Genomic DNA, 24,240 nt, shown 5'->3' with positions numbered 1-24,240 from the left:
GGCCATGACCGTCCGCATCGCGATGGTCGCCGGAGAGACCTCGGGCGACCTGCTTGCCAGCCACCTGATCCGGGCCATTCGCCGGTACGTGCCGGATGCCGAATTCTTCGGCATCGGCGGCCCCAAGATGCAGGCCGAAGGTTTCGACGTCCGCTGGCCTTGCGAACTGCTCGCCGTGCATGGCTATGTCGATGCGCTGAAGCGCTACCGCGAACTGTCGGGCATCCGCCGCAGCCTGCTGGCACAGATCCGCAAGGAGAAGCCGGCGGCCTTCATCGGTGTCGACGCACCGGATTTCAACCTGTGGCTGGAAGGCAAGACCAAGGACGCGGGCATTCCGGCGATCCACTTCGTCAGCCCCTCGATCTGGGCCTGGCGCGGCGGGCGGATCAAGCGCATCGCGCGCTCGGTCAGCCGCATGCTGTGCCTGTTCCCGTTCGAACCTGCACTGTACGAGCAGGCCGGCGTGCCGGTCAGCTACGTTGGCCATCCGCTGGCGGACGTGTTTCCGCTGTGCCCCGACCGCGCTGCGGCGCGCGAACTGCTGGGCCTGTATCCGGACAGCAGGATCGTGGCGATGCTGCCGGGCAGCCGCCAGTCCGAAGTGCGCAACCTGGCCGACGTCTACATCGCCACCGCGATCCGCATGCTCGAACGGGATCCCGGGCTGGGTTTCCTGGTGCCGCTGGCGACGCGCGAGACCCGCGTGATCTTCGAAGAAGCGCTGCGCCGCAATCAGGCGACCGAACTGCCCATCCGCATGCTGTTCGGTCATGCGGTCGAGGCCATGACGGCCGCCGATGCGGTACTGGTCGCGAGCGGTACCGCAAGTCTCGAAGCTGCGCTGCTGAAGCGGCCGATGGTGATCACCTATCGCATCGGCGACTGGCAGTACCGCCTAATGAAGCGCATGGCCTACCTGCCATGGGTCGGGCTACCGAACATCCTGTGCAACGAAGGCATGGTCCCCGAACTGCTGCAGGACGATGCGACGCCGGAAAATCTCGCTGCGGCGCTGGAGGCCTGGCTGGACGACGCCGACCGATGTGCAGCGCTCGAATTGCGCTTCACCGAATTGCATCTCACCTTGCGCCAGGACACGGCGCAGAAGGCGGCGGAAGCCATCCTGCCATACCTCGAGGGCAGGTCCGGATGACAGCGGACCTCTTCATGTCCGCTGCGGCGAGCCAGGGACCGGCACTGGTCTGTGGTGTGGACGAAGCAGGGCGGGGCCCCTTATGCGGGCCGGTCGTCGCTGCCGCTGTGATCCTCGATCCCGAACGCCCGATCGACGGCCTTGCCGACTCCAAGAAGCTCAGCGAGCGTGCCCGCGAACGCCTGGCGGAACAGATCCGCGAACGGGCGATGGCCTGGGCGGTGGCCGAAGCCAGCGTCGAGGAGATCGATCGCCTCAACATCCTGCATGCCAGCATGCTGGCGATGCAGCGGGCGGTCGCAGGGCTGAATGTGGCGCCGGCCGAGGTACTGATCGACGGCAACCGCTGCCCCCGGCTGCCTTATCCGGCGCGCGCCATCGTCAGGGGAGACGCTACCGAGCCCTCGATCTCGGCTGCTTCCATCCTCGCCAAGACCGTCCGCGACGCCGGCATGCGCGAGCTCGACGTGTCGTGGCCGCAATACGGGCTCGCCGCACACAAGGGCTACCCCACGGCTGCCCATCTGCAGGCGCTGCAGCAGCATGGCGTCGCCGATTTCTATCGCCGCAGCTTCGCGCCGGTTCGGCGCCTGCTCGATGCCGCCGCACGATGAAGGCGATCGCGTCGCGTGACAATCCGCTGGTCAAGCGCCTGCATGCGCTGTCCAGCTCCGCGCGCGAGCGGCGCAAGCATGGCGAGACGCTGCTCGATGGTGCGCACCTGCTGGATGCTGCCCTGCAGCGCCAGCAGCCGCTGAAAGGCCTCATCGTCGCCGAAAGCGGCTTTGCCAGTGCGGAAATACAGGATCTGCTCGCGCGCTGCCCGGCCGAGGTGCCGCGCTACCAGTTTCCCGACGCCTTGTTCGCCCACATCAGCCCGGTCGACACGCCATCCGGCATCGTCGCCATCATCGGCCTGCCGGAAGAAGCCGCGCTGGATCGGCTGACGAGCGACGTCATCGTCCTCGATGCGGTACAGGACCCCGGCAATCTCGGCACCATCCTGCGCACTGCGGCGGCAGCCGGAGTGCGTGACGTGCTGCTTACCGAAGGCTGTGCCGGCGCATGGTCGCCGCGGGTGCTGCGCGCCGGCATGGGAGCACACTTTGGCCTGCGCATCCGTGAACGCGTGGATGCATTGCAGGTGCTGTGGGATTTCCCCGGTCCGGTGCTGGCTACCGCGCTGACCTCCGATGCGCGCGAGATCTACGGCATCGAGCTTTCGCGCCCGACGGCCTGGCTGTTCGGCGCCGAAGGCCAGGGTTTGTCGCCGGCTTTGCTGGCTCTTGCCTCCGAGCGTGTGGTAATCCCGATCGCGGACACGACCGAATCGCTCAACGTTGCCGCGGCAGTCGCGATCTGCCTGTTCGAACAGGCACGGCAGCGGCGTGCGTTAAGTGCATCACATCCCTCCCAAGGCGGCGATTGACAGCCGTTTTCCCCGCGCAGGATGCTATTCGCAGGTACATGTCCGCGACATACGTTGCGGCATGCACGGTCAGACGGCGGAAAGCCGCAATTGCCGAGGAGATGGGGAGTGACGATCTATTTCAAGACCCCGCAAGGGGTGGCTGAAATCGCCAATCGCAGCGGGGCCATCGGCCAGCGCGCGCGGCGTCTGCTGATCCTGATCGACGGACAGCGATCCAGGGCCGAATTGCATGCCCTGGCAGCAGATCCCGATATTGCAACCACGCTGGACCAGTTGATCGACGCAGGCTTCATCGCCGAGGCGCCCGCACACGCCGAAACACCGCCACCACCCGAAGCATCCGAACTGGATCATGCATCGGCACAGGGCCTGCAGAAGGCGCGCAATTTCATGATCAACACCTTGCGTGCCTATCACGGCCACTACAACAAGATGAATCTGATCAAGCGCATCGACGAACTCTCCAGCCAGCTGCGCGCGGTGATGTAACGCGCCGTTTGCTAAGATTGGGCGCTTCTCACTGTTGGCCCTCATCCGCCCATGATTTTCGTCATTTCCCCCGCCAAGGCGCTCGACTACGAAACGCCGGCGACCACGCCGCGCTTCACCCAGCCGGATTTCCTCGACCAGTCCGCCGAACTCATCGCCATCCTGCGCGAGCGCTCGCCGGCCCAGATCGCGGAGCTGATGTCGCTGTCGGACGCGCTTGCCAGCCTCAACGCGGCGCGCTACGAGCAGTGGTCGCGGCCGTTCTCGCCGGACAACGCCAAGCAGGCCGTCCTTGCATTCAACGGCGACGTGTATGAAGGGCTGGACGCCTGCAGCCTGACGCCCGAAGAACTCGACTGGGCGCAGGACCGCCTGCGCATCCTGTCGGGCCTGTACGGCGTGCTGCGGCCGCTCGACCTGATGCAGGCCTACCGCCTGGAAATGGGCACCCGGCTGGAAAACGCCCGCGGCAAGAACCTGTATGCCTTCTGGGGCGAGCGCATCACCGACGAGTTGAACCGCCTGCTCGCCGCCGAGGCCGACGCCGGGCGTGAGCCGATCCTGTTCAACCTCGCCTCCGACGAGTACTTCAAGTCGGTGAAGCCGGCCAAACTCAAGGGCCGGCTGGTCAGCGCAGTCTTCGAGGACTGGAAGGGCGGCCGCTACAAGATCGTCAGTTTCTACGCCAAGCGCGCGCGCGGGCTGATGAGCCGTCATCTGATCCGGAACCGCATCGACGACGTCGAAGGGATCAAGCGTTTCGCTGCCGAAGGCTATGCCTTTGCCGCGGAGGCCTCGGACGAGGACCGGCTGGTGTTCCGCCGGCGCGAGGAATGAACGGGATGGGCGAAGTCGCCTCCCTGCGCATCGGTTCGTGCTTCGATTCCGGTGCGATCGAAGTCGTTTCCATCGACGATCCGCGTGACATCCGCCTGTGCCTGCGCGCCGACAATGCCGCCGAGTTCCGCCAGTGGTTCCATTTCCGCCTGACGGGCGCAAAGGGCAGGGCGCTGCGCCTGGTGTTCGAGAACGCCTCGCAGGCTGCCTACCCGGACGGCTGGCCGGGCTACCGCTGCGTTGCGTCCTATGACCGCCGCAACTGGTTCCGCATCCCCGCCACGCGCTACGAAGACGGCCAGTTGATCGTCGAGCACAGGCCCGAGCGCGACAGCGTCTGACTACGCTTACTTCGAGCCTTATTCGCACGAGCGCCATCTCGAACTGCTGGCCAGTGCCGAAGCCTCGCCTTGCGCCAGCCTGCATACCCTCGGGACTACGGTCGATGGCCGCGACATCGACCTCGTCACCGTCGGCCGCTCCGAGGCGGTACCGGTGTGGATCATCGCCCGCCAGCATCCGGGCGAGACGATGGCCGAATGGTTCGTCGAAGGCTTGCTCGAACGCCTGCTCGATCCGGCCGACGCGGTCGCCCGCGTTCTGCGCGAGCAGGCACGCTTCTGCATCGTGCCCAACATGAATCCGGACGGCGCGGTGCGCGGCAACCTGCGCACCAATGCGGCCGGGCGCAACCTCAACCGCGAATGGCGCGAACCCGATCCCGCCGCCAGCCCGGAAGTCTTCCTGGTCAGGGAAGAAATGCAGCGCACCGGCTGCGCGCTGTTTCTCGACATCCACGGCGACGAGGCGCTGCCCTACGTCTTCTTCTCGACCGCCGAGGAAGTGCCCGGTTTCACCGCTTTGGCTGCGCTCCAGCAGGCACGTTTCATCGAGGCCTTTGCCGCCGTCGCGCCCGATTTCCAGACGAAGGAGGGCTACAAGCCCGGCCGCTTCGGCGAGGAACTGCTGACGCTCGCCAGCAAATGGGTTGCCAACCACTTCGGCTGCGTGTCGCTGACACTGGAAATGCCGTTCAAGGACAACGCGAACCTGCCAGATGAAGAGTGCGGCTGGGATGGCGCGCGCAGCAAGCGCCTCGGTGCGGCGATGCTCGATGCGATCCTGTGCCACGTCGTGACGGACGCTGAACGAAGCGGCTGACGGAAGGCCGTGACTCCTTGGCGCCAGTGACGGGCCGCGTCCTGCTCGCCGGTTCAGGCGCGTTACAGCCAGCTCGCCCTGATTCCCAGCTCGTTCAGGATGGCTGCCGCGCAGGCGGTGCCCGAACGCACGGCGGACTCCAGGGTGGAGGGGTAGGGTGAATCGAGATAGTCCCCCGCCAGCCACAGCCCGCGCAGCGGCGTCCGCATGCCAGGGCGGAGAATGCCCGGCCGGCAGGCGATGGTGGCGCGCTTCTCGACGATGACCTGCGACCATTCCGGCGACGGCAGCCTGCGGCCCAGTTGCCGTTCCAGTTGCGCATGCGTGGCCAGGATCAGTTCGTCGCGGGGCAACGCCTCGTGTGGCCCGTGGGCGCTGATGACGCACGCGATCAGCCCTTCCGGGCCGCCGAGCTGGCCGCGGTCGAAAGCCCATTGCGCCGGGCTGGCGGTCAGTGTCGCGGTGGGGCCGCTGTCCAGCCCGATCATCGGCTCGGGCAGTTTCTGCCCTTTGCCCAGTGCCAGATAGACCGTCACGATCGGCTCGTGCTGCAGCGCATCGATCTGCGCGGCGAGGCGCTCGCACTGGCCGGTGGAGGCGAGCAGGGCGCCGGCGTGATAAGGCGCGGTGGCAAGCACGACATGCCGCCAGGGCTGGCTGCCGGGGTCGCCTTCGAGGCGGAAGCCGCCGTTGACCGGATGGATCGCCTCGATCGCGTTGCCGGTGCGCAGCTTGCCGCGCCGCGTGGCGAGATAGCGGGCCGCCGGCACCGGGAACAGTTCGGACAGGTCGACGCGCGGGATCAGTAGTTCGCTGTCGCTGGCCGAGGCGGCCAGGCTGTCGCGCAGCACGTTGGCGAAGACCTGGGCCGAAGCTTCGGCGGCCGGTGTGTTCAGCGCGGCGACGCACAGCGGCTCCCACACCAGTTCGACCAGCGTCGGCGTCTGTCGAGTTTCATGCAGCAGGCCGCTGACCGTCATCTCGGGCGGCAAACGGAAACCCTGTTTCTTGAGCCAGCGCATCAGGCGCAGCATCGCCAGCCGGTCCGCCCAGTTCAGGCCTTCGGCGCGCAGCAGGCCGACGGCCAGATGAAAAGGCGCGGGCAGCGCCGCCGCCTTCAGCTTCATCCTGCCCGGCACGTGCAGGGTCAGCGGCAGGTGGGCGAGCTGCTTGGGCGAGCAGCCGGTGGTGCGCAGCAGGCGGGTGAGTTCGGTGTAGGCGCCGATCAGGATGTGCTGGCCGTTGTCGACCCGCCAGCCGTCCTTGGCCACCACCCGCGCCCGCCCACCCAGCGTGTGCGAGCGCTCGAACACCGTGACATGCACGCCGGCGCGCGCCAGTTCGACCGCGCAGGCGAGGCCCGCGTAGCCGGCACCGATCACCGAGACGGTCGGCACGCTCATCCGCTCAGCCCTTGAACCAGGTGGTGCCGGCCAGCCAGACCTTGCGCAGCGGCGTCAGCGAGGTGCGGCGGTCCAGCACCTGGAAGCCGTCGGCGGCGATCTCGCGCAGCAGCGTGCGGTAGATCGCCGCCATCACCAGGCCGGGGCGCTGCGTCTTGCGGTCGATGTCCGGCAACTGGGCAAAGGCCTGGTCGTAGAAGCCTTCCGCACGCTCGGCCTGGAAAGCCATCAGTGCGCGGAAGGCGTCGGAGTGGCGTGCCTCGAGGATGTCCTTGGCCGGCACGTCGAAGCGCTGCAGGTCCTCGATCGGCAGGTAGATGCGGCCGCGGCGGGCGTCCTCGCCGACGTCGCGGATGATGTTGGTGAGCTGGAAGGCGATGCCGAGGTCGTGGGCGTATTTCAGCGTCTGGCGGTCCTGGTAGCCGAAGATCTCGGCCGCCAGCAGGCCGACCACGCTGGCGACCCGGTAACAGTAGAGCTGCAGGCCCTTGAAATCGAGGTAGCGCGTCTGCGACAGGTCCATCGCCATGCCGTCGATGATCTCCAGCAACTGCTCCTGCGGCAGCGCGAAGCGCGGCAATACGTCCTTCAGCGCATGGCCGACCGGATGGGTCGGGTTGCCGGCCCAGGTGCGCGCGACTTCCTTGCGCCACCATTCGAGCTTGGTCTGGGCCAGCGACAGGTCGTGGCATTCGTCGACGACGTCGTCGACCTCGCGGCAGAAGGCGTACAACGCGGTGATCGCCTGGCGCTTGTCGGGCGGCAGGAACATGAAGCTGTAGTAGAAGCTCGATCCGCTCTTGGCGGCCTTGTCCTGGCAGTAGTCGTGCGGATTCATGCGATGTTCCGGTAGTTCAGGGCGCGCCAGCCGAGGCGCAGCCAGTCGGGCCTGCCGAGCACCGGCCGGTGGCGGAAGACGTCGTGGCCGGCAGCTTCGATGCGTTCGAGGATGCGCAGGCCGCCGAGCACGATCAGGCGCAGCTCCCAGCCGACGCGGCCGGGCAGGGCCAGCGCCAGCGGCGCGCCGTCGAGCATCATGGCACGGGCGCGTTGCACTTCGTGGTCCATCAGGGCCCGGAAACGGTCGTCGCAGCGGCCGACGGCGATGCCATCCTCGCTGACCCCGAAGCGGGCCATGTCGTCCTGCGGCAGGTAGATGCGCTGCTTCTGCCAATCGACGCCCACGTCCTGGCAGAAGTTGATCAGCTGCAGGCTGGTGCAGATGGCGTCCGAGCGGCGGAGATTGTCCGGCGTCGCGGCGGCATACAGGTGCAGCAGCAGGCGGCCGACCGGGTCGGCCGAGCGCCGGCAGTAATCGCGCAGCTCGGCGAAGTCGCGGTAGCGGGTCTTGCCGACGTCCTGGGCGAAGGCGTCGAGCAGGTCGCGGAAAGGCTGCAGCGGCAGGGCGTGGGCAGCGATCGTCTGTCCCAGACGCGCGAACATCGGCGCCAGGTTCGCGTCGCGCACGGCCTCGCCGCGCGCACAGGCTTCCAGCGCCTGGCGGTAGTCGTGCAGCCGGGCCAGCCGGGCGACGGCCGGCGCATCGCCTTCGTCGGCGACGTCGTCGGCGCTGCGGGCGAAGGCATAGATGGCCTCGACCGGCTCGCGCAGGCGCGGCGGCAGCAGAAGCGAAGCGACAGGAAAGTTCTCGTAATGGTCGACCGGCATGCCTGGCGAAGAAGATGCGATGCCGCGTTGTGGGCAGGCGGCCCCACGCGGCTCGGCGGGCGGAGTATATACGCGAAATGCCGCCGTCCCCGGGACGTGCCGCAGCAGCGACGATGCCGGGGCTTCGTTTGGGCGCAGGGGATTCGTGGCGGCAGGGGCGACGATCCGCGTGGCTCTGCCGCAGCAATTTTGCCGACGCGATGACACAATCGGGGCTCCGGCTTCTCGATCCACTCTCATGCTCACTGCCCACGCCCTGCGCAAGACGCTTCCCGGCACCCCTCCACGCCTGCTCTTCGATGGCCTGGAATTGCAGGTCGAAGCTGGCGAGTGCGTGGCGATCGTCGGCGAGTCCGGCGCAGGCAAATCGACCCTGCTCAATTGCCTGGCCGGGCTGGAGCCCTTCGACGGCGGGCAGGTCGAGCTGGGCGGGCAACGCATCGACGGGCTGGACGACGACGCGATGGCGCGGCTGCGGCGGCAGGCCTACGGCTTCGTCTTCCAGGCCTTTCACATCCTGCCGCATCTGTCGCTGGCGCAGAACGTGGCGCTGCCGCTGTGGCTGTTGAAGGTCGATGAGCGCAAGGCCGATCGGCGCGCCCGGACCATGCTGGCGCGCGTCGGGCTGGAGCGGCGGGCCGACGATGCGCCGCATACCCTGTCCGGCGGCGAAATGCAGCGCGTGGCGATTGCGCGGGCGCTGATCCATGCCCCGAAGCTGGTGCTGGCCGACGAGCCGACCGGCAACCTCGACCCGGCACGGGCCGGCGAAGTGCTCGATCTGCTGCTCGGGCAGATCCGGGCCGGCAGCGCCGCCGGCGTGCTGGTGACGCATTCCCGCCTGGCCGCGAAACGTGCCGACCGGGTGCTGGAATTGGGGCCGCAGGGGCTGGCGGACGTCACGGAGCGCGTGTGAGCGCCGCCGCCCGGCCATCCGAAGGGGGCGCTCATCTTCCCGCGGGGAGGATGTCGCAGAGCGACAGGAGGGTAGTCCAGTGAGCCTGATGGGCGCGGCCTCGCGCCGGCTGTTCCTCGCCAGCCTGCTGCGCCATCGCCTGGCGACTGCGCTGTCGCTGCTGGCGATCGCGCTCGGCGTGGCGCTGGGTCTGGCGGTGCAACTGATCCACGGTGCGGCGATCGACGAATTCGGCCGCGGCCTGCGCACGCTGGCGGGCGAAGCCGACCTGCAACTGGTGGGACCGCGCGAGGGCTTCGACGAGGCCATTTATCCGGTGCTCGCCAGGCGCCCGGAGATCGCCGAAGCCAGCCCGGTGCTGCGCATCGAGGCACGGCTGCCGGGGCGGGAGGATACGCTGGAGATTCTCGGTGTCGACATGTTCCGTGTCGCCCGCATGCAGGCCTTGCTGCGGCCGCGGGCCGACCCGGCGCTGGGGGGCGGCGACGGCCGTCTTGCCGGGCTGCAGCCGCGCAACATCTTCGTGAGCGCGGATGCCCGTGCCCGCCTGGAGCTGCCGTCGCGCCTGGGCAACGGGGAGATGGCCGGGCCCGCGCTGCGGGATGGCGTGCTGACCGTCCAGTCCGGTGTCAGCGGGATCGAGCTGCGTCTGGCCGGCGAACTGCCCTTGAGCGGCACCGAACTGGCGGTGATGGACATCGGCGGTGCGCAGCAGGTGTTCGGACGCATCGGCGTGTTGAGCCGCATCGATCTCAAGCTCGCCCCGGGCCTGAGTGCCGAAGCCGCAGGTCTGGCGCTGTCGCCGCTGCTGCCGCCCGGACTGGCACTGCAGGTACCGGAGGCTGTGGCCGGCGAGGCGAGCGCGCTGTCGCGCGCCTATCGGGTCAATCTCACGATGCTGGCGGCCATTGCGTTGCTGACCGGCGCGTTCCTGGTGTTTTCCACCCAGGTGCTGTCGGTGGCGCGGCGACGGCGGGAATTCGCCCTGCTGCGTGCACTCGGCATGGAAAGACGCGAATTGCTGCGCGGGCTGCTGGCCGAAGGGGCGGTGCTGGGGCTGGTGGGCGGCGCACTCGGCGTGGCGCTTGGCCATGCGCTCGCCGCGCTGGCCTTCAGGCTGGTCGGCGGCGACCTGGGCGCAGGTTTTTTCCGCGGCACCCGACCCGAGCTGCAGTTCGATGTGATGCTTGCCGCCGGCTATCTGCTGTTGGGCGTTGCGGCCGGCGTCGCCGGCACCTGGCTGCCGGCCCGGGCCGCATCGCAGGTCGCACCGGCCCGGGCGCTGAGGGCAGGTGAAGCGCAGTACGCCGGCTTGCCGCATATGCGGAGACGCCTGCCGCTGGCGCTGCTGCTGGCGGCAGGCGCCGGGCTCGCCTGCATGCTGCCGCCGGCCGGCGGCATTCCGCTCGGCGGCTATGCTGCGGTGGCGTTGAACCTGATGGCGGCAGTGCTGTCCCTGCCTGCGCTGGCGCGGAGCCTGCTGCCGCTGCTGGGGCGGACGCGCTCGGTGATCTGGCGCCTGGCCCATGCCCGCCTGTCGGCCACGCCCGGCCAGGCCGTGGTGGCCGCTGCCGGCGTGGTCGCCAGCGTGGCGCTGGCATCGGCGATGGCGATCATGGTCAGCTCCTTCCGGGTGTCGGTGGATGACTGGCTGGCCCAGGTGCTGCCGGCCGACCTGTATGTGCGGGCTTCGAGCTCGGCGGCCAGCGGCTATCTGGATGACGATGCGCTCGCACGCATTGCCGCGGTGCCGGGCGTGGCTTCGGTGGATACGACACGGCTGCTGAATTTGCGGCTGTCGGACGAGGAGCCGGTGTTCAGCCTGCTGGCGCGCCCGGTCGACGGCAACTGGGGCTTGCCGCTGGTCGCGGGTTCGAGCGGACGCCCGGACGGCGGCAAGCCGGGGCAGAGCGGCTTGCCGCCGGCGTGGATTTCCGAAGCCGCCGTCGATCGCCTGGGGCTGGGCGTCGGCGACCGCCTGACGCTGCCGCTGGCCGGCCGCCAGCAGGGTTTTGTCGTAGCCGGCGTCTGGCGGGATTATTCGCGCCAGTATGGTGCGGCGCTGATCGAGCCGGCGGACTACCGCGCCCTGACCGGCGACGATCGCGTCAACGACGCCGCGATCCGGCTCGAGGAGGGGGCCGATGCCGGTGCGGTGGCCGATGCGCTGAACGCCCGCTTCGGCCCCGGGCGCCTGATCATCGCACTGCCGGGCGAAATCCGTGCCGCCACGCTGCAGATCTTCGACCGGACTTTCCTGATCACCTACCTGATGGAAGCGGTGACGGTGATGATCGGCCTGTTCGGCATCGCCACCACCTTCGCCGCGCTGGCCGGAACGCGCGAAGGCGAGTTCGGCATGCTGCGCCATCTCGGTTTCACACGCGGGGAGGTCGGACGCCTGATCGCAGCCGAAGGGGCGCTGACCGCCGGCTTTGGCGTGGCCTGCGGCTTGCTGGCGGGCGGGGCGATGGCATGGATCCTGATCGAGGTGGTCAACCGGCAGAGTTTCCATTGGAGCATGGACCTGGCCGTGCCGTGGGCTGCGCTGGCGCTGTTTGCCGCCGTGCTGGTGTCGCTGGCCTCACTGGTTGCACGGCTGGCCGGGGTGCGGGCGATGCGAGGGTCCGCGGTGCAGGCGGTGAAGGCCGACTGGTGAATGAGGCGGTGCAAGCGGGCGGAGCGGTTGGATGATACGTGTGAAGATGGTTGCAGGAGAGGGCAGGTGTCGATGCTGATACGACGTGCTGGGCAGTGGCGCGGTATCTGGAGGCGCTTCGGAGCGGACATCGCCCGACGCTCGCTGTGTGCGTTCGCCGTCGCCATCGCCTTGCTATCGTGCCTGCCACCGGAAATTCATGCACAGGATTCAGGATCCGCGCCGGCTGCCGATGGCTACCCGGCCGTGGTGCCGGGCAGGCCGCTGGTCTTCCCCGATGATTTCGGCGCCCACCCGGACTACCGTACCGAGTGGTGGTACATCACCGGCTGGCTGCGCGATGGCGCAGGCGCGGAGCGCGGTTTCCAGCTCACCTTCTTCCGGGTGCGCACCCTGATCGGCGAGGACAACCCCAGCCGTTTCGCGCCGCGCCAGCTCATCCTCGCCCATGCCGCGGTGGCCGATCCGGTGAATGGCCGCCTGCTCCATGCCGAGCGTTCGGCACGGGCCTGGCCCGGCCTGGCAGGCGCCGCGACCGGCCGGACGGACGTCGAGATCGATGGCTGGTCGCTGTCGATGGAACCGGAGGAGGGGGGCGAGACGGACGGGAGCAGTGGCGATCGCTACCACAGCCGCATCGAGACGGAGGAATTCGGCTTCGAACTGCGCTTCGACACCCGCCGGCCGCCCTTGTTGAATGGCCGCCAGGGTTTCAGCCAGAAGGCGCCGGACCCGCTCAACGCCAGCCATTACTACAGCCGGCCGCAGCTCGGCGTGTCGGGCAGCTTGCGCCTAGGCAGCGAGGTTCTGGACGTGGACGGCCATGCCTGGCTGGATCACGAATGGTCCTCGGAGATCCTGCCGCAGGGCGCGCGCGGCTGGGACTGGATCGGCATCAACCTGCATGACGGCGGTTCGCTGATGCTGTTCCAGATGCGCGATGGCGAGGGCGGTGCGATGTGGGCTTCCGGGACGCTGGCCGATGCGGCGGGCCAGGCGCGGACCTTCTCCCCCGACGAAGTGCGCTTCGAGCCGGTGCGGCACTGGACCTCTCCGCGCACCGGCACACGCTACCCGGTGGAGTGGCGCCTGCACCTGGCCGGTGGCCGCACGCTAGGCCTGCGCCCGCTGATGGACGACCAGGAGCTCGACAGCAGCGCATCGACCGGCGCGGTGTATTGGGAAGGGGCGGTACGCCTGTCCGAGCAGGCGGAAGATGGCAGCGAACGTGAAATCGGTCAGGGTTACCTCGAAATGACCGGCTATGCAGAGCGCTTGAACATGTAGCCGCCGGTTCGATGGTGCGATAATCCCGCCATTCGATCGCAGCGGAGCTTGATTTTGATTCTCGTGACCGGCGGTGCTGGCTTCATCGGTGCCAACTTCATCCTCGACTGGCTTGCCGGCGAAGATAGCAACGATGGCGAAGCCATCCTGAACCTCGACCTGCTGACCTATGCCGGCAACCTCGAGACGCTGGCCAGCCTGCGAAACGATCCACGCCATGTTTTCGTGCAGGGCGACATCTGCGACCGTGCCCTAGTCGACCGCCTGCTGGCCAGCTACCGGCCGCGTGCGATCGTGCATTTCGCCGCCGAGAGCCACGTCGATCGCTCGATCCATGGCCCGGGCGATTTCGTCCGCACCAATGTTGAAGGCACGTTCACGCTGCTCGAGGCGGCGCGTGCCCATCATGCGTCGCTCGATGCGGCGGAGCAGGCCGCTTTCCGTTTCCTGCACATCAGCACCGACGAGGTCTATGGCTCGCTCGGCGCCGACGACCCCGCATTCGCCGAAACCAAGGCCTACGAGCCCAACAGCCCGTATTCGGCCAGCAAGGCGGCCAGCGATCATCTGGTGCGCGCCTGGCACCACACTTACGGCCTGCCGGTGCTGACCACCAACTGCTCGAACAACTACGGTCCGCGCCAGTTTCCGGAGAAGCTGATTCCGCTGATGATCGTCAATGCGCTGGCGGGCAAGCCGCTGCCGGTGTATGGCGACGGCCTCAACGTGCGCGACTGGCTGTACGTCACCGATCATTGCGCCGCGATCCGCGAAGTGCTGGCGCGCGGCACGCCGAGCGAGAACTACAACATCGGCGGCTGGAACGAAAAGACCAATATCGACATCGTCCGCAGCGTCTGCGCATTGCTCGACGAGTTGCGCCCCTCGGCCGACGGCAGCCATGCACGGCTCATCACCCACGTCAGTGACCGCCCGGGGCACGATCGGCGCTACGCCATCGATGCCCGCAAGATCGAGCGCGAACTGGGCTGGCGGCCGGCCGAGACCTTCGATAGCGGCATCCGCAAGACGGTGCAGTGGTATCTCGACAATCCGCAATGGGTCACGGACGTGCAGAGCGGTGCCTACCGCGACTGGGTCGCGGCCAACTACGGCACGCGAAGGCAGGCGGCATGAAGATCCTGCTGCTGGGCAAGAACGGCCAGTTGGGCTGGGAGCTGCAGCGTGCGCTGGCGCCCCTGGGCGAGCTGGTCGCGCTCGACCGCCACGGCAGCGACGGCCTGTGCGGCGACCTGGAACGGCTCGATGCCCTGGCCGATACGGTGCGGCGCCTGGCACCGGACCTGATCGTCAATGCCGCCGCCTACACGGCCGTCGACCAGGCGGAAAGCGACGCGGAGCGCGCGCGCCGCATCAATGCGGAAGCGGTCGGCGCGCTTGCCGGGCAGGCAGCCGGACTCGGCGCACTGCTGGTGCATTATTCGACCGACTACGTCTTCGATGGCAGCGGCGAGCGTCCCTGGCGCGAGGACGATGCGCCGGCACCCTTGTCCATCTACGGCGCGACGAAGCTCGCCGGCGAGGAAGCAATCCGGACCAGCGGCTGCGATCACCTGATCTTCCGCACCTCGTGGGTCCATGCCGCGCGTGGCGGCAATTTTGCCCGCACCATGCTGCGCCTGGCGGCCGAGCGCGAGCGCCTGAGCGTCATCGACGACCAGATCGGCGCCCCGACCGGCGCGGAACTGATCGCCGACGTCAGCGCGCACGCCATTCGCCGCGCCATGGGCGATCGCAGTCTCGGCGGCACCTATCACCTCGCGGCGGGCGGGCAGACGAGCTGGCATGGCTATGCCAGCTTCGTCATCGACCGCGCCCGCAGCGGCGGGAAGACACTGGCGGTACGCGAGATCGTACCGATCCCGACATCCAGCTACCCGACCCCCGCGACCCGCCCGCTGAATTCGCGCCTGGACACCCGGCGCCTGCGCGAGCGTTTCAGGCTTCATCTGCCCGACTGGCGCGACGGCGTGGCGCGCATGCTGGACGAACTCGGCTGAAATCGGCCTCGATGCCGACCCACTTTTGACACATTGACTGGAGCCCCAACGACATGATCATCAAGAGCGTCATTCTTTCCGGCGGCTCGGGCACCCGGCTGTGGCCGGCTTCGCGCGAGAACCACCCCAAGCAGTTGCTGCCGCTGACCAGTGAGCGCTCACTGCTGCAGGAAACCGCGGTCCGTCTCGACGGCTTCGCCGGCGGCGAGGTTGACCACCGTCCGCTCGTCGTGACCAACGAGGAATACCGCTTCATCATCGCCGAGCAACTGCGCCAGATCGGCGTGCGTTCGCCGCAGATCGTGCTCGAACCCTTCGGCCGCAACACCGCGCCGGCGCTGACCCTGGCCGCGCTCGCGGCGCAGGAGGAAGGCGACCCGGTGCTGCTGGTGATGCCGGCCGACCACGTCATCACCGACCTTGCCGCCTTCCAGCAAGCCATCGCACAAGGCGGCAGCCTGGCTGCCGACGGCATGCTGGTGACCTTCGGCATCGTGCCCGACCGCCCGGAAACCGGCTACGGCTACATCCGCGCCGGCGAGGCTGTCGGCGGCGGGCGCGAGCTGGCCGAATTCGTCGAAAAGCCGGATCTCGACACTGCCCGGTGCTACCTCGACAGCGGTGGATACTTCTGGAACAGCGGCATCTTCATGATGAAGGCCTCGGTCTGGCTGCGTGCCATCGAGCGCTTCCGCCCGGACATGGCCAAGGCCTGCAAGGCAGCCTACGGCGGCCGCAAGCCGGATGCCGACTTCATCCGCGTGGACCAGGGCGCCTTCGAGGGCTGCCCGAGCGATTCGATCGACTATGCGGTCATGGAACATCTGGCCGGCACGCCGGAACTCGGCAAGGGCGTCGTCGTGCCGATGTCGGCAGGCTGGTCGGATGTCGGCGCCTGGGACGCGCTGTGGGCCGTGTCCGGCAAGGACGAGGCAGGCAATGCCAGCCGAGGCGAAGTGCTGTTCGAGGGCTGCCGCAACACCCTGGTGCACTCGAATGACCGGCTCGTCGCCGCGATCGGCTGCGAGGACATGATCGTCGTCGAGACCCCCGACGCGGTGATGGTTGCGCACAAGGACCGCACCCAGGACGTCAAGAAGGTCGTCGCCCGTCTGAAGGCCGAAGGCCGTAGCCTGACGCAAAGCCACCGCAAGGTCTATCGCCCCTGGGGCTGGTACGACTCGATCGACGAAGGAGAGCGCTTCCAGGTCAAGCGCATCGTCGTCAATCCAGGCGCCAAGCTCAGCCTGCAGATGCACCACCATCGTGCCGAACACTGGATCGTGGTCAAGGGCACGGCCGAAGTCACCAACGGCGAACGCGTCTTCCTGCTTGCGGAGAACGAGTTGACCTACATCCCGCTGGGGCATACGCACCGGCTGGCGAATCCGGGCAAGGTGCCGCTGGAGATCATCGAGGTGCAGTCCGGCAGCTATCTCGGCGAAGACGACATCGTGCGTTTCGAGGATACCTACGGGCGCAGTTCGTCGTGAAGAAAACAGCCGGGTTGTTGCAACAGCAACAGCCCGGGAGTGGTGGTGCGGGGGAAGAGACTCGAACTCTCACGCCTTGCGGCGCTGGAACCTAAATCCAGTGCGTTTACCAATTCCGCCACCCCCGCATGAGGCAATGCCCGTGAAGCGGGGCGCATTATACATTGTCTTCCAACGCTGCCTTGGGTCGGTCAAAAACAGGGGGGGGCTGTGGCCCGCTGTGGGGCGGCAACTGAAGAAACGGCACGAGTGCCCGCAGCGTTTTTCAGCTGCCAGTGCTAGTCCATGAAGCTGCATTCCAGCTCTGACATGCGTTCACGCGTCCAACGGCGTTCGTCGGTTAGGCGCTGAGTGGATCGTTGCCGGGCTTGTGCGTCGATCTGTCGGATACGTGTCCGGAGTTGGGCGCAGTTGGGATGTTCAATCTGTTCGCTGGCGCTTGAGCCGACCATTGCCACGCGCGGTCCGCTCGGCTCCGGATGTGCTGGTGCTGCACGTTGGGCCTGCTGTACGGGGTGACGCGGCACGACAGACAGGGTGCCTTGCACCGTTGCCTGCAGGCCGTCCTCGCACTTCACTCGGAACCCATCAACTCGTCTGGAAGCGAGTCGAAAGAAGAACCAGGAAAGCAGTCTTGATCCTGCGGAGCCTGTTCTTTAACTTTACATAATACAAACCCCATTTGCATAAGCACGCGAAGGGGCTGTCATTGCGGCGTGGGCGATGCTTGACCAGTAGGCTGCACGCTTCTCGTCTTTTTCCCGTTCGGCGTTCGCTTGGGCGATGACCCGCAAGGGGTCGATTTCCAAAATTTCAGCAATTCGGGCGGCGGTGTAGTCGTCCATGACGCGCTCGCCGCTCTCATATCGGGACATAGCGGCGCGTGTTACGCCAAGGCGTGTGGCCATTTCGGCGCTGTTCTCGGCACCGATACGTTGCTTTGCAGCGGCAAGGTATTCCGTTGTGTTCATGTCGCAGTCCTCCTAGTTGCGTGATCCTAGTGTAGCTGTTACCGCTTGACAACTTTGTCACCGGTCGGTAACAATCCTCTTCAGTTACCAGCCGGTGACGAAAATAAAGGGGTTCTCAGATGGTTACGGAGAAGGAAGGCGCCGCACGGCTTCGTTTCACCTGCACGGGCTATCGGGCGGGTTTGGCGCGTTTTGTTAGTGGAAACGCGCGCGCGCATTGCTATCGAATTGAGGCTGATCTTGGTGACGGCGAGGCTTTCAAAGGCTGGGTGCGCTCGAAGGTGGTTCTTGATTTCGGTGAGTGGGAAGGTGATGTGCTCTGCCGTGATGGTGTTCCGTCGATGGTTTTCACGGCGGAGCTGGTCGAGTCGGTCTATGCGCGTTCGGGCAAGCGAATCACGGTGTATTCGCCTATTTCGTAGCCTTGTGATGTGGCGGTGTCGTGGGCTTCGTCCTCGGATTCGAAGGTTTCGGCCTTACTGATGTGGGGTGTCCATGCGATGTCGCCGTCTTCTCCTGGCCTTGCGTACTGATTTTCCATTTTGATGACGTAGGGCATGGGTGCCTCCTTGCTGAAAAATTCTGAGTCTATCAAGCATGTCGAGTAGCCGTATCCGCTCATGGGGCGATCAGCGCGAATGCAATCCATCCGGCCGCAAGAGTGAAGAAAGTGGCGATGGAGTAGATGTCGGCTTCGCCTTTGGTGATGCCTCTTTGCCTGATGAAGAGGTGGAGCGCGCTTGCCGCTACTGCGGCTATCACGATTCCGACCGCAAGAGCCTGGAAGGTCTGAGTTGGTATCGACGTTTCGTGCATAGCGATGTGTTTTTCCTGTGGAGTCGTCGTTATCCGACGGTCCACTGGTTTCTGGGGATGTATTTCCCGTGGTTCATGTTCTGCGCGGGTTTCGCGCTCGGTGCTGCAGACATTCTGCGCCAGCTTGAAGGGGTTTTGTAATGGCACGTCTTCGTCACCCGTCACCGTCTCCCAGCGAGCTTGAAGCGTCTGCACGTCTGACGGCTGAGGACTTTGCGCGCATCTCGTCGGGGGCGGTTTCGGCGCCGGCCGTGCGGGGCGAGGGACGAGACACGGACGGCCGGCGCCGCATCCCCCCCACAGTAAAACGGGGGGAACATCGGTGGGGAGAGCCCATCATCCCCACGGGCTATGTCGATCTGGTCTTGTCTGATCGAACGGTCAAGCAAGTCGTGAAGCGTACAGGTCTGAACGGCTCGGCGGCGTTCATCGACTGGATCAACTTCACGGTGCATGAAACCACGGCATCGAACTTCGATACCGGGATGCAGATTACGGATCGTGATCTCATGGTCGTGTTCTCGGCCGAACTGGAACGCATCCTCGGTTACGGCATCACCCGCCAATGTGATCGGGGTCGGAACTTCTATCACCAGTCGTATGAGCTCGGCGAGGGCTTCGGTTTCGTCTGCCATGGGGGCCAGCGAAACACGGTCCTCGTGATGATCAATGGCTCGGGCCTCGCGGCTGCAGCTGCGGGGTGGCAATACCGCCTGCAGCACTTCCTAGAAATGGTTGCCGTCAATCCGAAGCTCACACGGGTGGATGTGGCGCACGACTGCTACCAGGGCGAATACACCGTCGATCAGGCTGATGCCGATTATGACGATGGTGGATTCCGCCTACCGAAGTCGCCAAGTAATCCGGACTGCGAGCATCGGGGCAACTGGAAAACGATCAACGGTAAGGGCAGGTCGTTCTACGTCGGCCAGCGCACAAGCGGCAAGTTTCTCCGTGTTTATGAAAAGGGCAAGCAGCTCGGCGACAAGGCGTCACCCTGGGTGCGGGTGGAGCTGGAACTGAAGAGCGTGGATCGTGTGATTCCGTTCGACATCCTGATTAACCCGGGATGCTACCTCGCGGGTGCATACCCGGCACTCAACTGGATCGACGAAGAGCAAAACCGAGTCCGGACCATTCGAGAAGAAAAGGTCTGCACGCAAGTCAAAAAAGAAGAATGGATTACGCGTGTGGCGGGTGCTGACTTGGCGCTTCTGGTTTATCTCGAAGAGGGTGAAACCGAACAGGAAAAGGCATTCAACCTGATTCAGCGAATTAAGGATGAAAGCCGTCTGCCCAAATGGGCGCTTATTCCTGCTGCGGACCTCTGCGCGGGCTTTATCCATGATGCCGCATATACGTCCGATGCGGGCAACATCACCATGACGGACGATTTTGAAAGGTTGATCGAACAATGAAATTCACCACGAAAGCCACTATCACCGGCGCCAAGATGTTCAAGGATTCCATCGATGGTCAAGCCTTCGATCAGACCACGCTCTATGTCCAGATCGGCCTGGACGAAACGAAGGGCACCGCGAAAGGTTTCGCAACGCAGGCCTTCGGTTGGGGCACCTCGGACGAATACCAGAAGATCAAGCATCTTCCGTTCCCGTTTGAGGCTGAAGTTGAAATGGAAGTCGTCACGACTGGCAAGCAGCAAAAGCAGCGCGTCGTCAGTATCAAGCCGGTCGCTGCGGTGAAGGGTCAGAGCGCAGCATGAACGCCATCCGCTCGGCCTACGTGATTCAGGACAGGCGGTCTGGTCTTTTCCTGTCTGAGGAATTGGGCTTCGTCGTGTCGTTCGCAAAGGCCGGGCGGCTCTATGACATCGATGAGGCTCTGGATACCGCATTCGACCACTTTGATCCGGGTGAATTCGAGATTCATGAGTTTCTTGAAAGGGAGAAGTGGTGATGGGAAGTATTGAGGATGATATTGCGGAAATGCAGTCGCGTATTGAGGAGTGGCGGTCGCGGCTAAGTGAGATTGAATCCGAGGCGGAAGAGTTGTCGGGATCGATTGAGGACGCGGAGTCTTACATTGCCAGTCTTGAAGAGTTGTTGCCGTAATGCTTTGCGTTGATATTTCTTCGGACGGATCGGTTTATGTGGTTGATCCTCAACCGGCTAATGCGGCGGGTTGTGGTTACGTTTTAGTTAGCGGTGAGTCGGTTGTTTCGTCGCCGTTCGCGCTGACACCCGAGCATGGTGCTCAGATCAGTACAGCAATTGTGATGGTTTGGGCGCTTGCATATGGCTTCCGGGTAATTGCTCGGATGTCTCAATCTAATGTTGAAAAGGAGTATTAAAAATGGATGTCGCCGATATCGTTACCGCCATCGAAGCCCTTTCGGTTCCGATTGCCGCCGTGGGTGGCGCGGTTCTCGTGATTCACTATGGAGCGAAGGCGTTCAGCTGGATTCGTAAGGTGGGCTGATCGTGTAGTTTGAACGGGGTGCAGAACTTGGTGGATGCCGGGTTTTGCACCCCGTTTCTTTTTGGAGGATTCCGGAAATGGGCGGGGAATTCGTGATCATCGCAGCGCTGGGGGCGGCATGGCTAATTTTTACCGCGTGATTTGGTTTCTGGTTGGTGCTTTCATATCTGCGGCGCCGATGCTGGCTTTTGCGGATTACAGGCCTAATACAGTTTGGAAGGCTTCTACTGGGGATCCGAATGGCTATCCGAGCGCTATTCGTGCGTGTAATCCCCAGAATAGGCAGGATATTGAGGTTAGGAATTTAACGTCATCTCGTGGTGATTGTTGGACCATTGCAAATAAACCTCCAAATTACGCTGCCAATGCTTATTATCTTGGTGTGTGGGTATATATCGCCAAGGAATGTACTTATGGTGGATCGTTGAATGGCGCTCAGAATATGTGCGTTAATGTTCCGGATTGTCCGAATGGGCAAGTTCGCAATGCGACGACGGGGCGGTGCGAGGTGCCTCCGCCGCCGACATGCGATGCAAGTAAAACGATTGGTCACGAAGGGTCTATTTATACTGGCACTTGCTTTGGTGGGTGTGGTTATAAAGCTTCTGCATCAGTAAACACTCAGTTTGGTTCTGAATATTATGGCCCGCTGGTAGGTACTGGGCAGAGTTGTGAAGTGGGCGAGGGTGAAGGCGAGCCAGAGGAAACACAGGATTGCACTCCGACTGGTGCGCCGCCTGATTGTTCTGCAATTAATGGCAGTCCTTATTATCAATGCGGTGTTGGTTGGACGTGTATCGCTAAGCAGGAATGTCCCGGTAGTGGTGAAGTTTGGACAGGTCGGGTTTGCAAGAAGCGGGCGCCGTGCGATCCGGGATGGAGCATGAATTCGATTGGACAGTGCGCGAGGGACGACGACGGTTCGGGCGATGGCGGCGACGGTGGTGATGATGGTGGTGGTGGCGACACCGGTGGCGGCGACGACGGCGGAGGGAATGACGGCGGCGATACAGGCGGCGGGGATGATGGTGGCGGCGGTGATACGGGCGGCGGTGACGATGGATCGGGCTCAGGCGGTGGCGGTGGTGATGGTGGCGGTTCTGGCGATGGTGGCAATGGTGGTGACGGTGGCGGAAATAATTCCGGTAATGGTGACGGGAATGGTAATGGTGATAATCAAGGCAATGGTAAATCTAAATGGGGGGCGTCGTGTGGTGGAAATGTTATGTGCCAGGGCGATGCAATCATGTGTGCAATTGCGAGAATGGATCATGAAAGGAAGTGTCGTGATCGGGCGATTGAAAACGATGCGGAATCGGTGGCTTCAGGCAATCGGTACATGGGCGCAGCAAAGGGCATCAGCGATGAAGATGCTGCGCGCGCACTGAACAAGGATGGGGCAGGGGATTTTGATTTAGGTGAAGAATGGGAAAAGAATCAGAAGGAGTGGGTTGATGCGCCGGTGGCTGCTGCATGTATTCATATTGATCCGATAGAGGTGCTCGGCGCAACGATCGATATTGACGCTTCGCCGCTCTGCTCTGTCGCTGATTTTGTGCGTGTGCTTCTGCATATCATCGCGTACATGAATCTGATTCGTCTTGTTGTGAAGGAATAAGAAAATGGCGCTGCCCCTCGTTGTCACAGCCGGTATCGGCGCGTTGCTCTCGGGTCTGATTGGTGCGGTGGTCAGTAATGCCGGCCGGATTTTGGTTGCTTTTGGCATTACGTTTATTTCGGTCAAGGGTATCGAAACCGTTGTGAGTTTCATGATTCAGGACATTGCTCAAATCAGTGCTGCTTTTAACTGGTCTGGCGGTTCGGGCATGGGCCATAACTTTGCCGCTGCAATGATGCAGCTAGCGGTATATGCGGGCTTGTTTGACGTGATTAATATTCTGATCTCCGGCTATCTTTCTATCGCATCGCTCAGGATGTTCCGAACTTACGTGGGGCGCCTGAAATGATTTATCTGAATACAGGCTTGCCCGGTGCAGGGAAAACGCTCTACACGCTCGATATTGTGCGTGATCGCGCGATCAAGGAACAGCGCACCGTTTATTATCACGGCATCGAAATCCTGAAGCCCGAGCTGTACGAAGGCTGGATTGAGTTGGAGGATGCAGAGAAATGGTATGAGTGTCCGGATGGTGCCATCATCGTCCATGACGAGTGCCAGGGTACGTACAGGACACGCGGCGTGGGTGCTCAAGTGCCGCGCCATGTCGTGGAGTTTGAGACGCATCGTCATCGTGGATTCGATATCTACCTGATCACGCAGGCACCGACGTTGATCGACTCGAATGTGCGTCGGCTTACGGGAGAGCATCGGCATTTGGTGCGCGGCATGGCGCCGAAGGTGGCGACCGTTCATTTCTGGGCGCAAGTTAAAGAGGATTGCCATAAGTTCAGAAGCGGCAGCGAACGGTCGAGCTACGTGTATTCGGCTAAGATCATTGGCAGCTACAAGAGCGCCACGATTCATACACACAAGACTCGTGTTCCGAAGGCGGCGATTTTCTTGGCGCTGGTGCCTTTGATTCTGGCGGGTTTGGGCTACGTGTTTTATGCTTGGTTCGGTGGCATTGGTGGCGACCGGGTCGAAACCGATGCAGTGGCGCCATCTGTAGAGGCTCGGCAGCTACGTGAAGCCAAGCGAGATACTGAGCTGCCGCCGGATTTGCTGGCTGGATGGGTAGAGGCGCGCGTGCCGCGAATCCCGGGCCTGCCGCATACCGCGCCGATTTATGATGAAGTCACTAGGCCGACGACAGCGCCAGTGCCTGCGGCGTGCATTGAATGGCGCGGGAAGGGTTGCAGGTGTTTCACTCAGCAGGGCACGCGGATGGACGTGCCGGGAGCGATGTGCGTGGAGTTCGTCGAGCGCGGCTACTTCGTGGATTTCGACTTAGCGCGTCGTGACGGTCACGAAAAATCTAGCGGCTCATGAAGCTGCATTTGAGTTCGGACATGCGGTCCGTTACTTTGCGGCGTTCATCTGTGAGTTTCTGAGTGGATCGCTGGCGGGCCTGAGCGTCGATGCTCTCAACCTGCTGCCGCAGGGATTTGCACGATGGGTGCTCGGGCTTGCTTTGGGCGTGAGTGGCGCTTGATGCGAGAGCGGCGATGATGATGGCGAGGGCGTGTGTTTTCATGCCCGGATGATAGGTTTTGCTGTTACATCTCCTATGTGACGTATGTCACAGCTTGGGTTACGGCACAAGTTTGATGATCGCGGCCACGGCGGCCATGCCTGCGAAGATGGCGCCAAGCGTCCAGCGTTGCATCTCTGCGATGGCCTTGATCATGTCGGCCTTGAGTTCGGCGCCGTCCCGCTTCGTGAAGAGTTGTTCAGCATGAAGTGAGAATCGTTGGTCGATGGCCTTTGTTACGGCTTCGGCGGCGGCGGTGGCTTTCTCGTCATCAACCCCGGCCGACTTCAAAGCCTGAAAGATGGTGAGTTCAACGGATGCGGACATGGTGTTCTCCTGT

25 protein-coding genes, 1 tRNA gene and 1 pseudogene are annotated in these 24,240 nt (G+C 64.2%); 20 read left to right on the top strand and 7 right to left on the bottom strand.

The window, feature by feature from the left end:
• Nucleotides 1–4 precede the first annotated feature (4 nt).
• From lpxB to QM748_RS05625, 6 genes and pseudogenes are all read left to right on the top strand, one after another.
• Complete coding sequence (lpxB, locus tag QM748_RS05650; RefSeq protein WP_415246059.1) at nucleotides 5–1,156, top strand: lipid-A-disaccharide synthase; 1,152 nt, start codon at nucleotides 5–7, stop codon at nucleotides 1,154–1,156.
• Nucleotides 1,153–1,770 carry a ribonuclease HII gene (rnhB, locus tag QM748_RS05645; protein ID WP_415246058.1) on the top strand — a complete coding sequence of 206 codons (618 nt, stop codon included), beginning with the start codon at nucleotides 1,153–1,155 and terminating at the stop codon, nucleotides 1,768–1,770. The genes lpxB and rnhB overlap by 4 nt, the downstream gene beginning before the upstream one ends.
• Nucleotides 1,767–2,585 carry a TrmH family RNA methyltransferase gene (locus QM748_RS05640; protein WP_415246057.1) on the top strand — a complete coding sequence of 273 codons (819 nt, stop codon included), beginning with the start codon at nucleotides 1,767–1,769 and terminating at the stop codon, nucleotides 2,583–2,585. Before rnhB ends, QM748_RS05640 begins: the two co-directional genes overlap by 4 nt.
• A gap of 108 nt (nucleotides 2,586–2,693) precedes the next feature.
• Nucleotides 2,694–3,077, top strand: coding sequence for a hypothetical protein (locus QM748_RS05635; protein WP_415246056.1), 384 nt, complete (start codon nucleotides 2,694–2,696; stop codon nucleotides 3,075–3,077).
• Nucleotides 3,078–3,128: 51 nt separating this feature from the next.
• Nucleotides 3,129–3,914 carry a peroxide stress protein YaaA gene (yaaA, locus tag QM748_RS05630; RefSeq protein ID WP_415246055.1) on the top strand — a complete coding sequence of 262 codons (786 nt, stop codon included), beginning with the start codon at nucleotides 3,129–3,131 and terminating at the stop codon, nucleotides 3,912–3,914.
• Nucleotides 3,915–3,937: 23 nt separating this feature from the next.
• Nucleotides 3,938–5,075: pseudogene (locus tag QM748_RS05625) on the top strand (M14-type cytosolic carboxypeptidase).
• A gap of 62 nt (nucleotides 5,076–5,137) precedes the next feature.
• On the opposite strand, the gene hpnE reads toward QM748_RS05625, so the two are convergent.
• Genes hpnE through hpnC form a run of 3 tightly spaced genes read right to left on the bottom strand, consistent with a single transcriptional unit; the run spans nucleotide 5,138 to nucleotide 8,146 of the window.
• Complete coding sequence (gene hpnE / locus QM748_RS05620; RefSeq protein ID WP_415246054.1) at nucleotides 5,138–6,478, bottom strand: hydroxysqualene dehydroxylase HpnE; 1,341 nt, start codon at nucleotides 6,476–6,478, stop codon at nucleotides 5,138–5,140.
• Nucleotides 6,479–6,482: 4 nt separating this feature from the next.
• Nucleotides 6,483–7,316, bottom strand: a complete 834-nt coding sequence (gene hpnD, locus QM748_RS05615) for a presqualene diphosphate synthase HpnD (protein WP_263459596.1) — start codon at nucleotides 7,314–7,316, stop codon at nucleotides 6,483–6,485.
• Nucleotides 7,313–8,146 carry a squalene synthase HpnC gene (hpnC, locus tag QM748_RS05610; RefSeq protein WP_415246053.1) on the bottom strand — a complete coding sequence of 278 codons (834 nt, stop codon included), beginning with the start codon at nucleotides 8,144–8,146 and terminating at the stop codon, nucleotides 7,313–7,315. Before hpnC ends, hpnD begins: the two co-directional genes overlap by 4 nt.
• Before the next feature lie 238 nt (nucleotides 8,147–8,384).
• Between hpnC and QM748_RS05605 the strand changes: the two genes are divergently transcribed.
• The 6 genes from QM748_RS05605 to QM748_RS05580 all read left to right on the top strand — a co-directional run bounded on the left by QM748_RS05605 (nucleotide 8,385) and on the right by QM748_RS05580 (nucleotide 16,522).
• Nucleotides 8,385–9,062: an ABC transporter ATP-binding protein gene (locus QM748_RS05605; protein ID WP_415246052.1), complete on the top strand. Its 678-nt coding sequence runs from the start codon at nucleotides 8,385–8,387 to the stop codon at nucleotides 9,060–9,062.
• Nucleotides 9,063–9,150: 88 nt separating this feature from the next.
• The gene (locus QM748_RS05600) at nucleotides 9,151–11,721 is read left to right on the top strand and encodes an FtsX-like permease family protein (RefSeq protein WP_415248025.1); all 2,571 of its coding nucleotides are present in this window, start codon (nucleotides 9,151–9,153) and stop codon (nucleotides 11,719–11,721) included.
• A gap of 72 nt (nucleotides 11,722–11,793) precedes the next feature.
• A complete protein-coding gene (locus QM748_RS05595; protein WP_415246051.1) occupies nucleotides 11,794–13,008 on the top strand; it encodes a lipocalin-like domain-containing protein in 1,215 nt (404 codons plus the stop codon).
• A gap of 54 nt (nucleotides 13,009–13,062) precedes the next feature.
• Nucleotides 13,063–14,145 (top strand): dTDP-glucose 4,6-dehydratase, encoded by a 1,083-nt coding sequence (gene rfbB, locus QM748_RS05590; protein ID WP_415248024.1) that lies wholly within the window; start codon nucleotides 13,063–13,065, stop codon nucleotides 14,143–14,145.
• Nucleotides 14,142–15,029, top strand: coding sequence for a dTDP-4-dehydrorhamnose reductase (gene rfbD / locus QM748_RS05585; protein ID WP_415246050.1), 888 nt, complete (start codon nucleotides 14,142–14,144; stop codon nucleotides 15,027–15,029). Before rfbB ends, rfbD begins: the two co-directional genes overlap by 4 nt.
• Nucleotides 15,030–15,082: 53 nt before the next feature.
• Nucleotides 15,083–16,522 carry a mannose-1-phosphate guanylyltransferase/mannose-6-phosphate isomerase gene (locus tag QM748_RS05580; protein WP_415246049.1) on the top strand — a complete coding sequence of 480 codons (1,440 nt, stop codon included), beginning with the start codon at nucleotides 15,083–15,085 and terminating at the stop codon, nucleotides 16,520–16,522.
• A 43-nt stretch (nucleotides 16,523–16,565) separates the two neighbouring features.
• Here the strand turns inward: QM748_RS05580 and QM748_RS05575 are convergent.
• The 3 genes from QM748_RS05575 to QM748_RS05565 all read right to left on the bottom strand — a co-directional run bounded on the left by QM748_RS05575 (nucleotide 16,566) and on the right by QM748_RS05565 (nucleotide 18,052).
• Nucleotides 16,566–16,650, bottom strand: a tRNA-Leu gene (locus QM748_RS05575).
• A gap of 534 nt (nucleotides 16,651–17,184) precedes the next feature.
• Nucleotides 17,185–17,493 (bottom strand): helix-turn-helix domain-containing protein, encoded by a 309-nt coding sequence (locus tag QM748_RS05570; protein WP_415246048.1) that lies wholly within the window; start codon nucleotides 17,491–17,493, stop codon nucleotides 17,185–17,187.
• A gap of 373 nt (nucleotides 17,494–17,866) precedes the next feature.
• Nucleotides 17,867–18,052, bottom strand: coding sequence for a hypothetical protein (locus QM748_RS05565; protein ID WP_415246047.1), 186 nt, complete (start codon nucleotides 18,050–18,052; stop codon nucleotides 17,867–17,869).
• A 38-nt stretch (nucleotides 18,053–18,090) separates the two neighbouring features.
• Here QM748_RS05565 and QM748_RS05560 point away from each other — a divergent pair, with 38 nt between their 5' ends.
• From QM748_RS05560 to QM748_RS05525, 8 genes are all read left to right on the top strand, one after another.
• Nucleotides 18,091–18,450, top strand: a complete 360-nt coding sequence (locus tag QM748_RS05560; RefSeq protein WP_415246046.1) for a hypothetical protein — start codon at nucleotides 18,091–18,093, stop codon at nucleotides 18,448–18,450.
• Complete coding sequence (locus QM748_RS05555) at nucleotides 18,450–19,727, top strand: replication initiation factor domain-containing protein (RefSeq protein ID WP_415246045.1); 1,278 nt, start codon at nucleotides 18,450–18,452, stop codon at nucleotides 19,725–19,727. The genes QM748_RS05560 and QM748_RS05555 overlap by 1 nt, the downstream gene beginning before the upstream one ends.
• Nucleotides 19,724–20,032, top strand: a complete 309-nt coding sequence (locus tag QM748_RS05550) for a hypothetical protein (protein ID WP_415246044.1) — start codon at nucleotides 19,724–19,726, stop codon at nucleotides 20,030–20,032. The genes QM748_RS05555 and QM748_RS05550 overlap by 4 nt, the downstream gene beginning before the upstream one ends.
• The gene (locus tag QM748_RS05545; RefSeq protein WP_415246043.1) at nucleotides 20,029–20,226 is read left to right on the top strand and encodes a hypothetical protein; all 198 of its coding nucleotides are present in this window, start codon (nucleotides 20,029–20,031) and stop codon (nucleotides 20,224–20,226) included. The genes QM748_RS05550 and QM748_RS05545 overlap by 4 nt, the downstream gene beginning before the upstream one ends.
• A 396-nt stretch (nucleotides 20,227–20,622) precedes the next feature.
• Nucleotides 20,623–20,748, top strand: coding sequence for a major capsid protein (locus QM748_RS05540; RefSeq protein WP_415246042.1), 126 nt, complete (start codon nucleotides 20,623–20,625; stop codon nucleotides 20,746–20,748).
• Between the two features lie 34 nt (nucleotides 20,749–20,782).
• Entirely contained in the window at nucleotides 20,783–22,366 is a 1,584-nt protein-coding gene (locus QM748_RS05535) for a hypothetical protein (RefSeq protein WP_415246041.1), read from the top strand.
• A gap of 4 nt (nucleotides 22,367–22,370) precedes the next feature.
• Nucleotides 22,371–22,715, top strand: a complete 345-nt coding sequence (locus QM748_RS05530) for a DUF2523 family protein (protein WP_415246040.1) — start codon at nucleotides 22,371–22,373, stop codon at nucleotides 22,713–22,715.
• Nucleotides 22,712–23,698, top strand: coding sequence for a zonular occludens toxin domain-containing protein (locus tag QM748_RS05525; protein ID WP_415246039.1), 987 nt, complete (start codon nucleotides 22,712–22,714; stop codon nucleotides 23,696–23,698). The genes QM748_RS05530 and QM748_RS05525 overlap by 4 nt, the downstream gene beginning before the upstream one ends.
• 262 nt (nucleotides 23,699–23,960) lie before the next feature.
• Here QM748_RS05525 and QM748_RS05520 read toward each other — a convergent pair whose 3' ends face one another.
• Complete coding sequence (locus tag QM748_RS05520) at nucleotides 23,961–24,227, bottom strand: hypothetical protein (RefSeq protein ID WP_415246038.1); 267 nt, start codon at nucleotides 24,225–24,227, stop codon at nucleotides 23,961–23,963.
• Nucleotides 24,228–24,240: the final 13 nt, after the last annotated feature.

The organism is Thauera sp. (assembly GCF_047601425.1).
Lineage (GTDB): Bacteria > Pseudomonadota > Gammaproteobacteria > Burkholderiales > Rhodocyclaceae > Thauera.
Note: the sequence above shows the minus strand (reverse complement) of the source record. Positions and strands in the feature narration are given on the sequence as shown.

What these genes read in the sequence shown, in the direction of transcription:
- hpnE (WP_415246054.1), bottom strand. Translation starts at nt 6,478, where the DNA reads ATGAGCGTGCCGACCGTCTCGGTGATCGGTGCCGGCTACGCGGGCCTC.
- QM748_RS05600 (WP_415248025.1), top strand. Translation starts at nt 9,151, where the DNA reads ATGGGCGCGGCCTCGCGCCGGCTGTTCCTCGCCAGCCTGCTGCGCCAT.
- lpxB (WP_415246059.1), top strand. Translation starts at nt 5, where the DNA reads ATGACCGTCCGCATCGCGATGGTCGCCGGAGAGACCTCGGGCGACCTG.
- rnhB (WP_415246058.1), top strand. Translation starts at nt 1,153, where the DNA reads ATGACAGCGGACCTCTTCATGTCCGCTGCGGCGAGCCAGGGACCGGCA.
- QM748_RS05580 (WP_415246049.1), top strand. Translation starts at nt 15,083, where the DNA reads ATGATCATCAAGAGCGTCATTCTTTCCGGCGGCTCGGGCACCCGGCTG.
- QM748_RS05555 (WP_415246045.1), top strand. Translation starts at nt 18,450, where the DNA reads ATGGCACGTCTTCGTCACCCGTCACCGTCTCCCAGCGAGCTTGAAGCG.
- QM748_RS05570 (WP_415246048.1), bottom strand. Translation starts at nt 17,493, where the DNA reads ATGAACACAACGGAATACCTTGCCGCTGCAAAGCAACGTATCGGTGCC.
- QM748_RS05560 (WP_415246046.1), top strand. Translation starts at nt 18,091, where the DNA reads ATGTCGAGTAGCCGTATCCGCTCATGGGGCGATCAGCGCGAATGCAAT.
- QM748_RS05605 (WP_415246052.1), top strand. Translation starts at nt 8,385, where the DNA reads ATGCTCACTGCCCACGCCCTGCGCAAGACGCTTCCCGGCACCCCTCCA.
- QM748_RS05520 (WP_415246038.1), bottom strand. Translation starts at nt 24,227, where the DNA reads ATGTCCGCATCCGTTGAACTCACCATCTTTCAGGCTTTGAAGTCGGCC.
- QM748_RS05565 (WP_415246047.1), bottom strand. Translation starts at nt 18,052, where the DNA reads ATGCCCTACGTCATCAAAATGGAAAATCAGTACGCAAGGCCAGGAGAA.
- QM748_RS05525 (WP_415246039.1), top strand. Translation starts at nt 22,712, where the DNA reads ATGATTTATCTGAATACAGGCTTGCCCGGTGCAGGGAAAACGCTCTAC.
- QM748_RS05640 (WP_415246057.1), top strand. Translation starts at nt 1,767, where the DNA reads ATGAAGGCGATCGCGTCGCGTGACAATCCGCTGGTCAAGCGCCTGCAT.
- QM748_RS05540 (WP_415246042.1), top strand. Translation starts at nt 20,623, where the DNA reads ATGGATGTCGCCGATATCGTTACCGCCATCGAAGCCCTTTCGGTTCCG.
- QM748_RS05550 (WP_415246044.1), top strand. Translation starts at nt 19,724, where the DNA reads ATGAAATTCACCACGAAAGCCACTATCACCGGCGCCAAGATGTTCAAG.
- QM748_RS05530 (WP_415246040.1), top strand. Translation starts at nt 22,371, where the DNA reads ATGGCGCTGCCCCTCGTTGTCACAGCCGGTATCGGCGCGTTGCTCTCG.
- hpnD (WP_263459596.1), bottom strand. Translation starts at nt 7,316, where the DNA reads ATGAATCCGCACGACTACTGCCAGGACAAGGCCGCCAAGAGCGGATCG.
- yaaA (WP_415246055.1), top strand. Translation starts at nt 3,129, where the DNA reads ATGATTTTCGTCATTTCCCCCGCCAAGGCGCTCGACTACGAAACGCCG.
- hpnC (WP_415246053.1), bottom strand. Translation starts at nt 8,146, where the DNA reads ATGCCGGTCGACCATTACGAGAACTTTCCTGTCGCTTCGCTTCTGCTG.
- QM748_RS05545 (WP_415246043.1), top strand. Translation starts at nt 20,029, where the DNA reads ATGAACGCCATCCGCTCGGCCTACGTGATTCAGGACAGGCGGTCTGGT.
- QM748_RS05535 (WP_415246041.1), top strand. Translation starts at nt 20,783, where the DNA reads ATGCCGGGTTTTGCACCCCGTTTCTTTTTGGAGGATTCCGGAAATGGG.
- QM748_RS05595 (WP_415246051.1), top strand. Translation starts at nt 11,794, where the DNA reads ATGCTGATACGACGTGCTGGGCAGTGGCGCGGTATCTGGAGGCGCTTC.
- rfbD (WP_415246050.1), top strand. Translation starts at nt 14,142, where the DNA reads ATGAAGATCCTGCTGCTGGGCAAGAACGGCCAGTTGGGCTGGGAGCTG.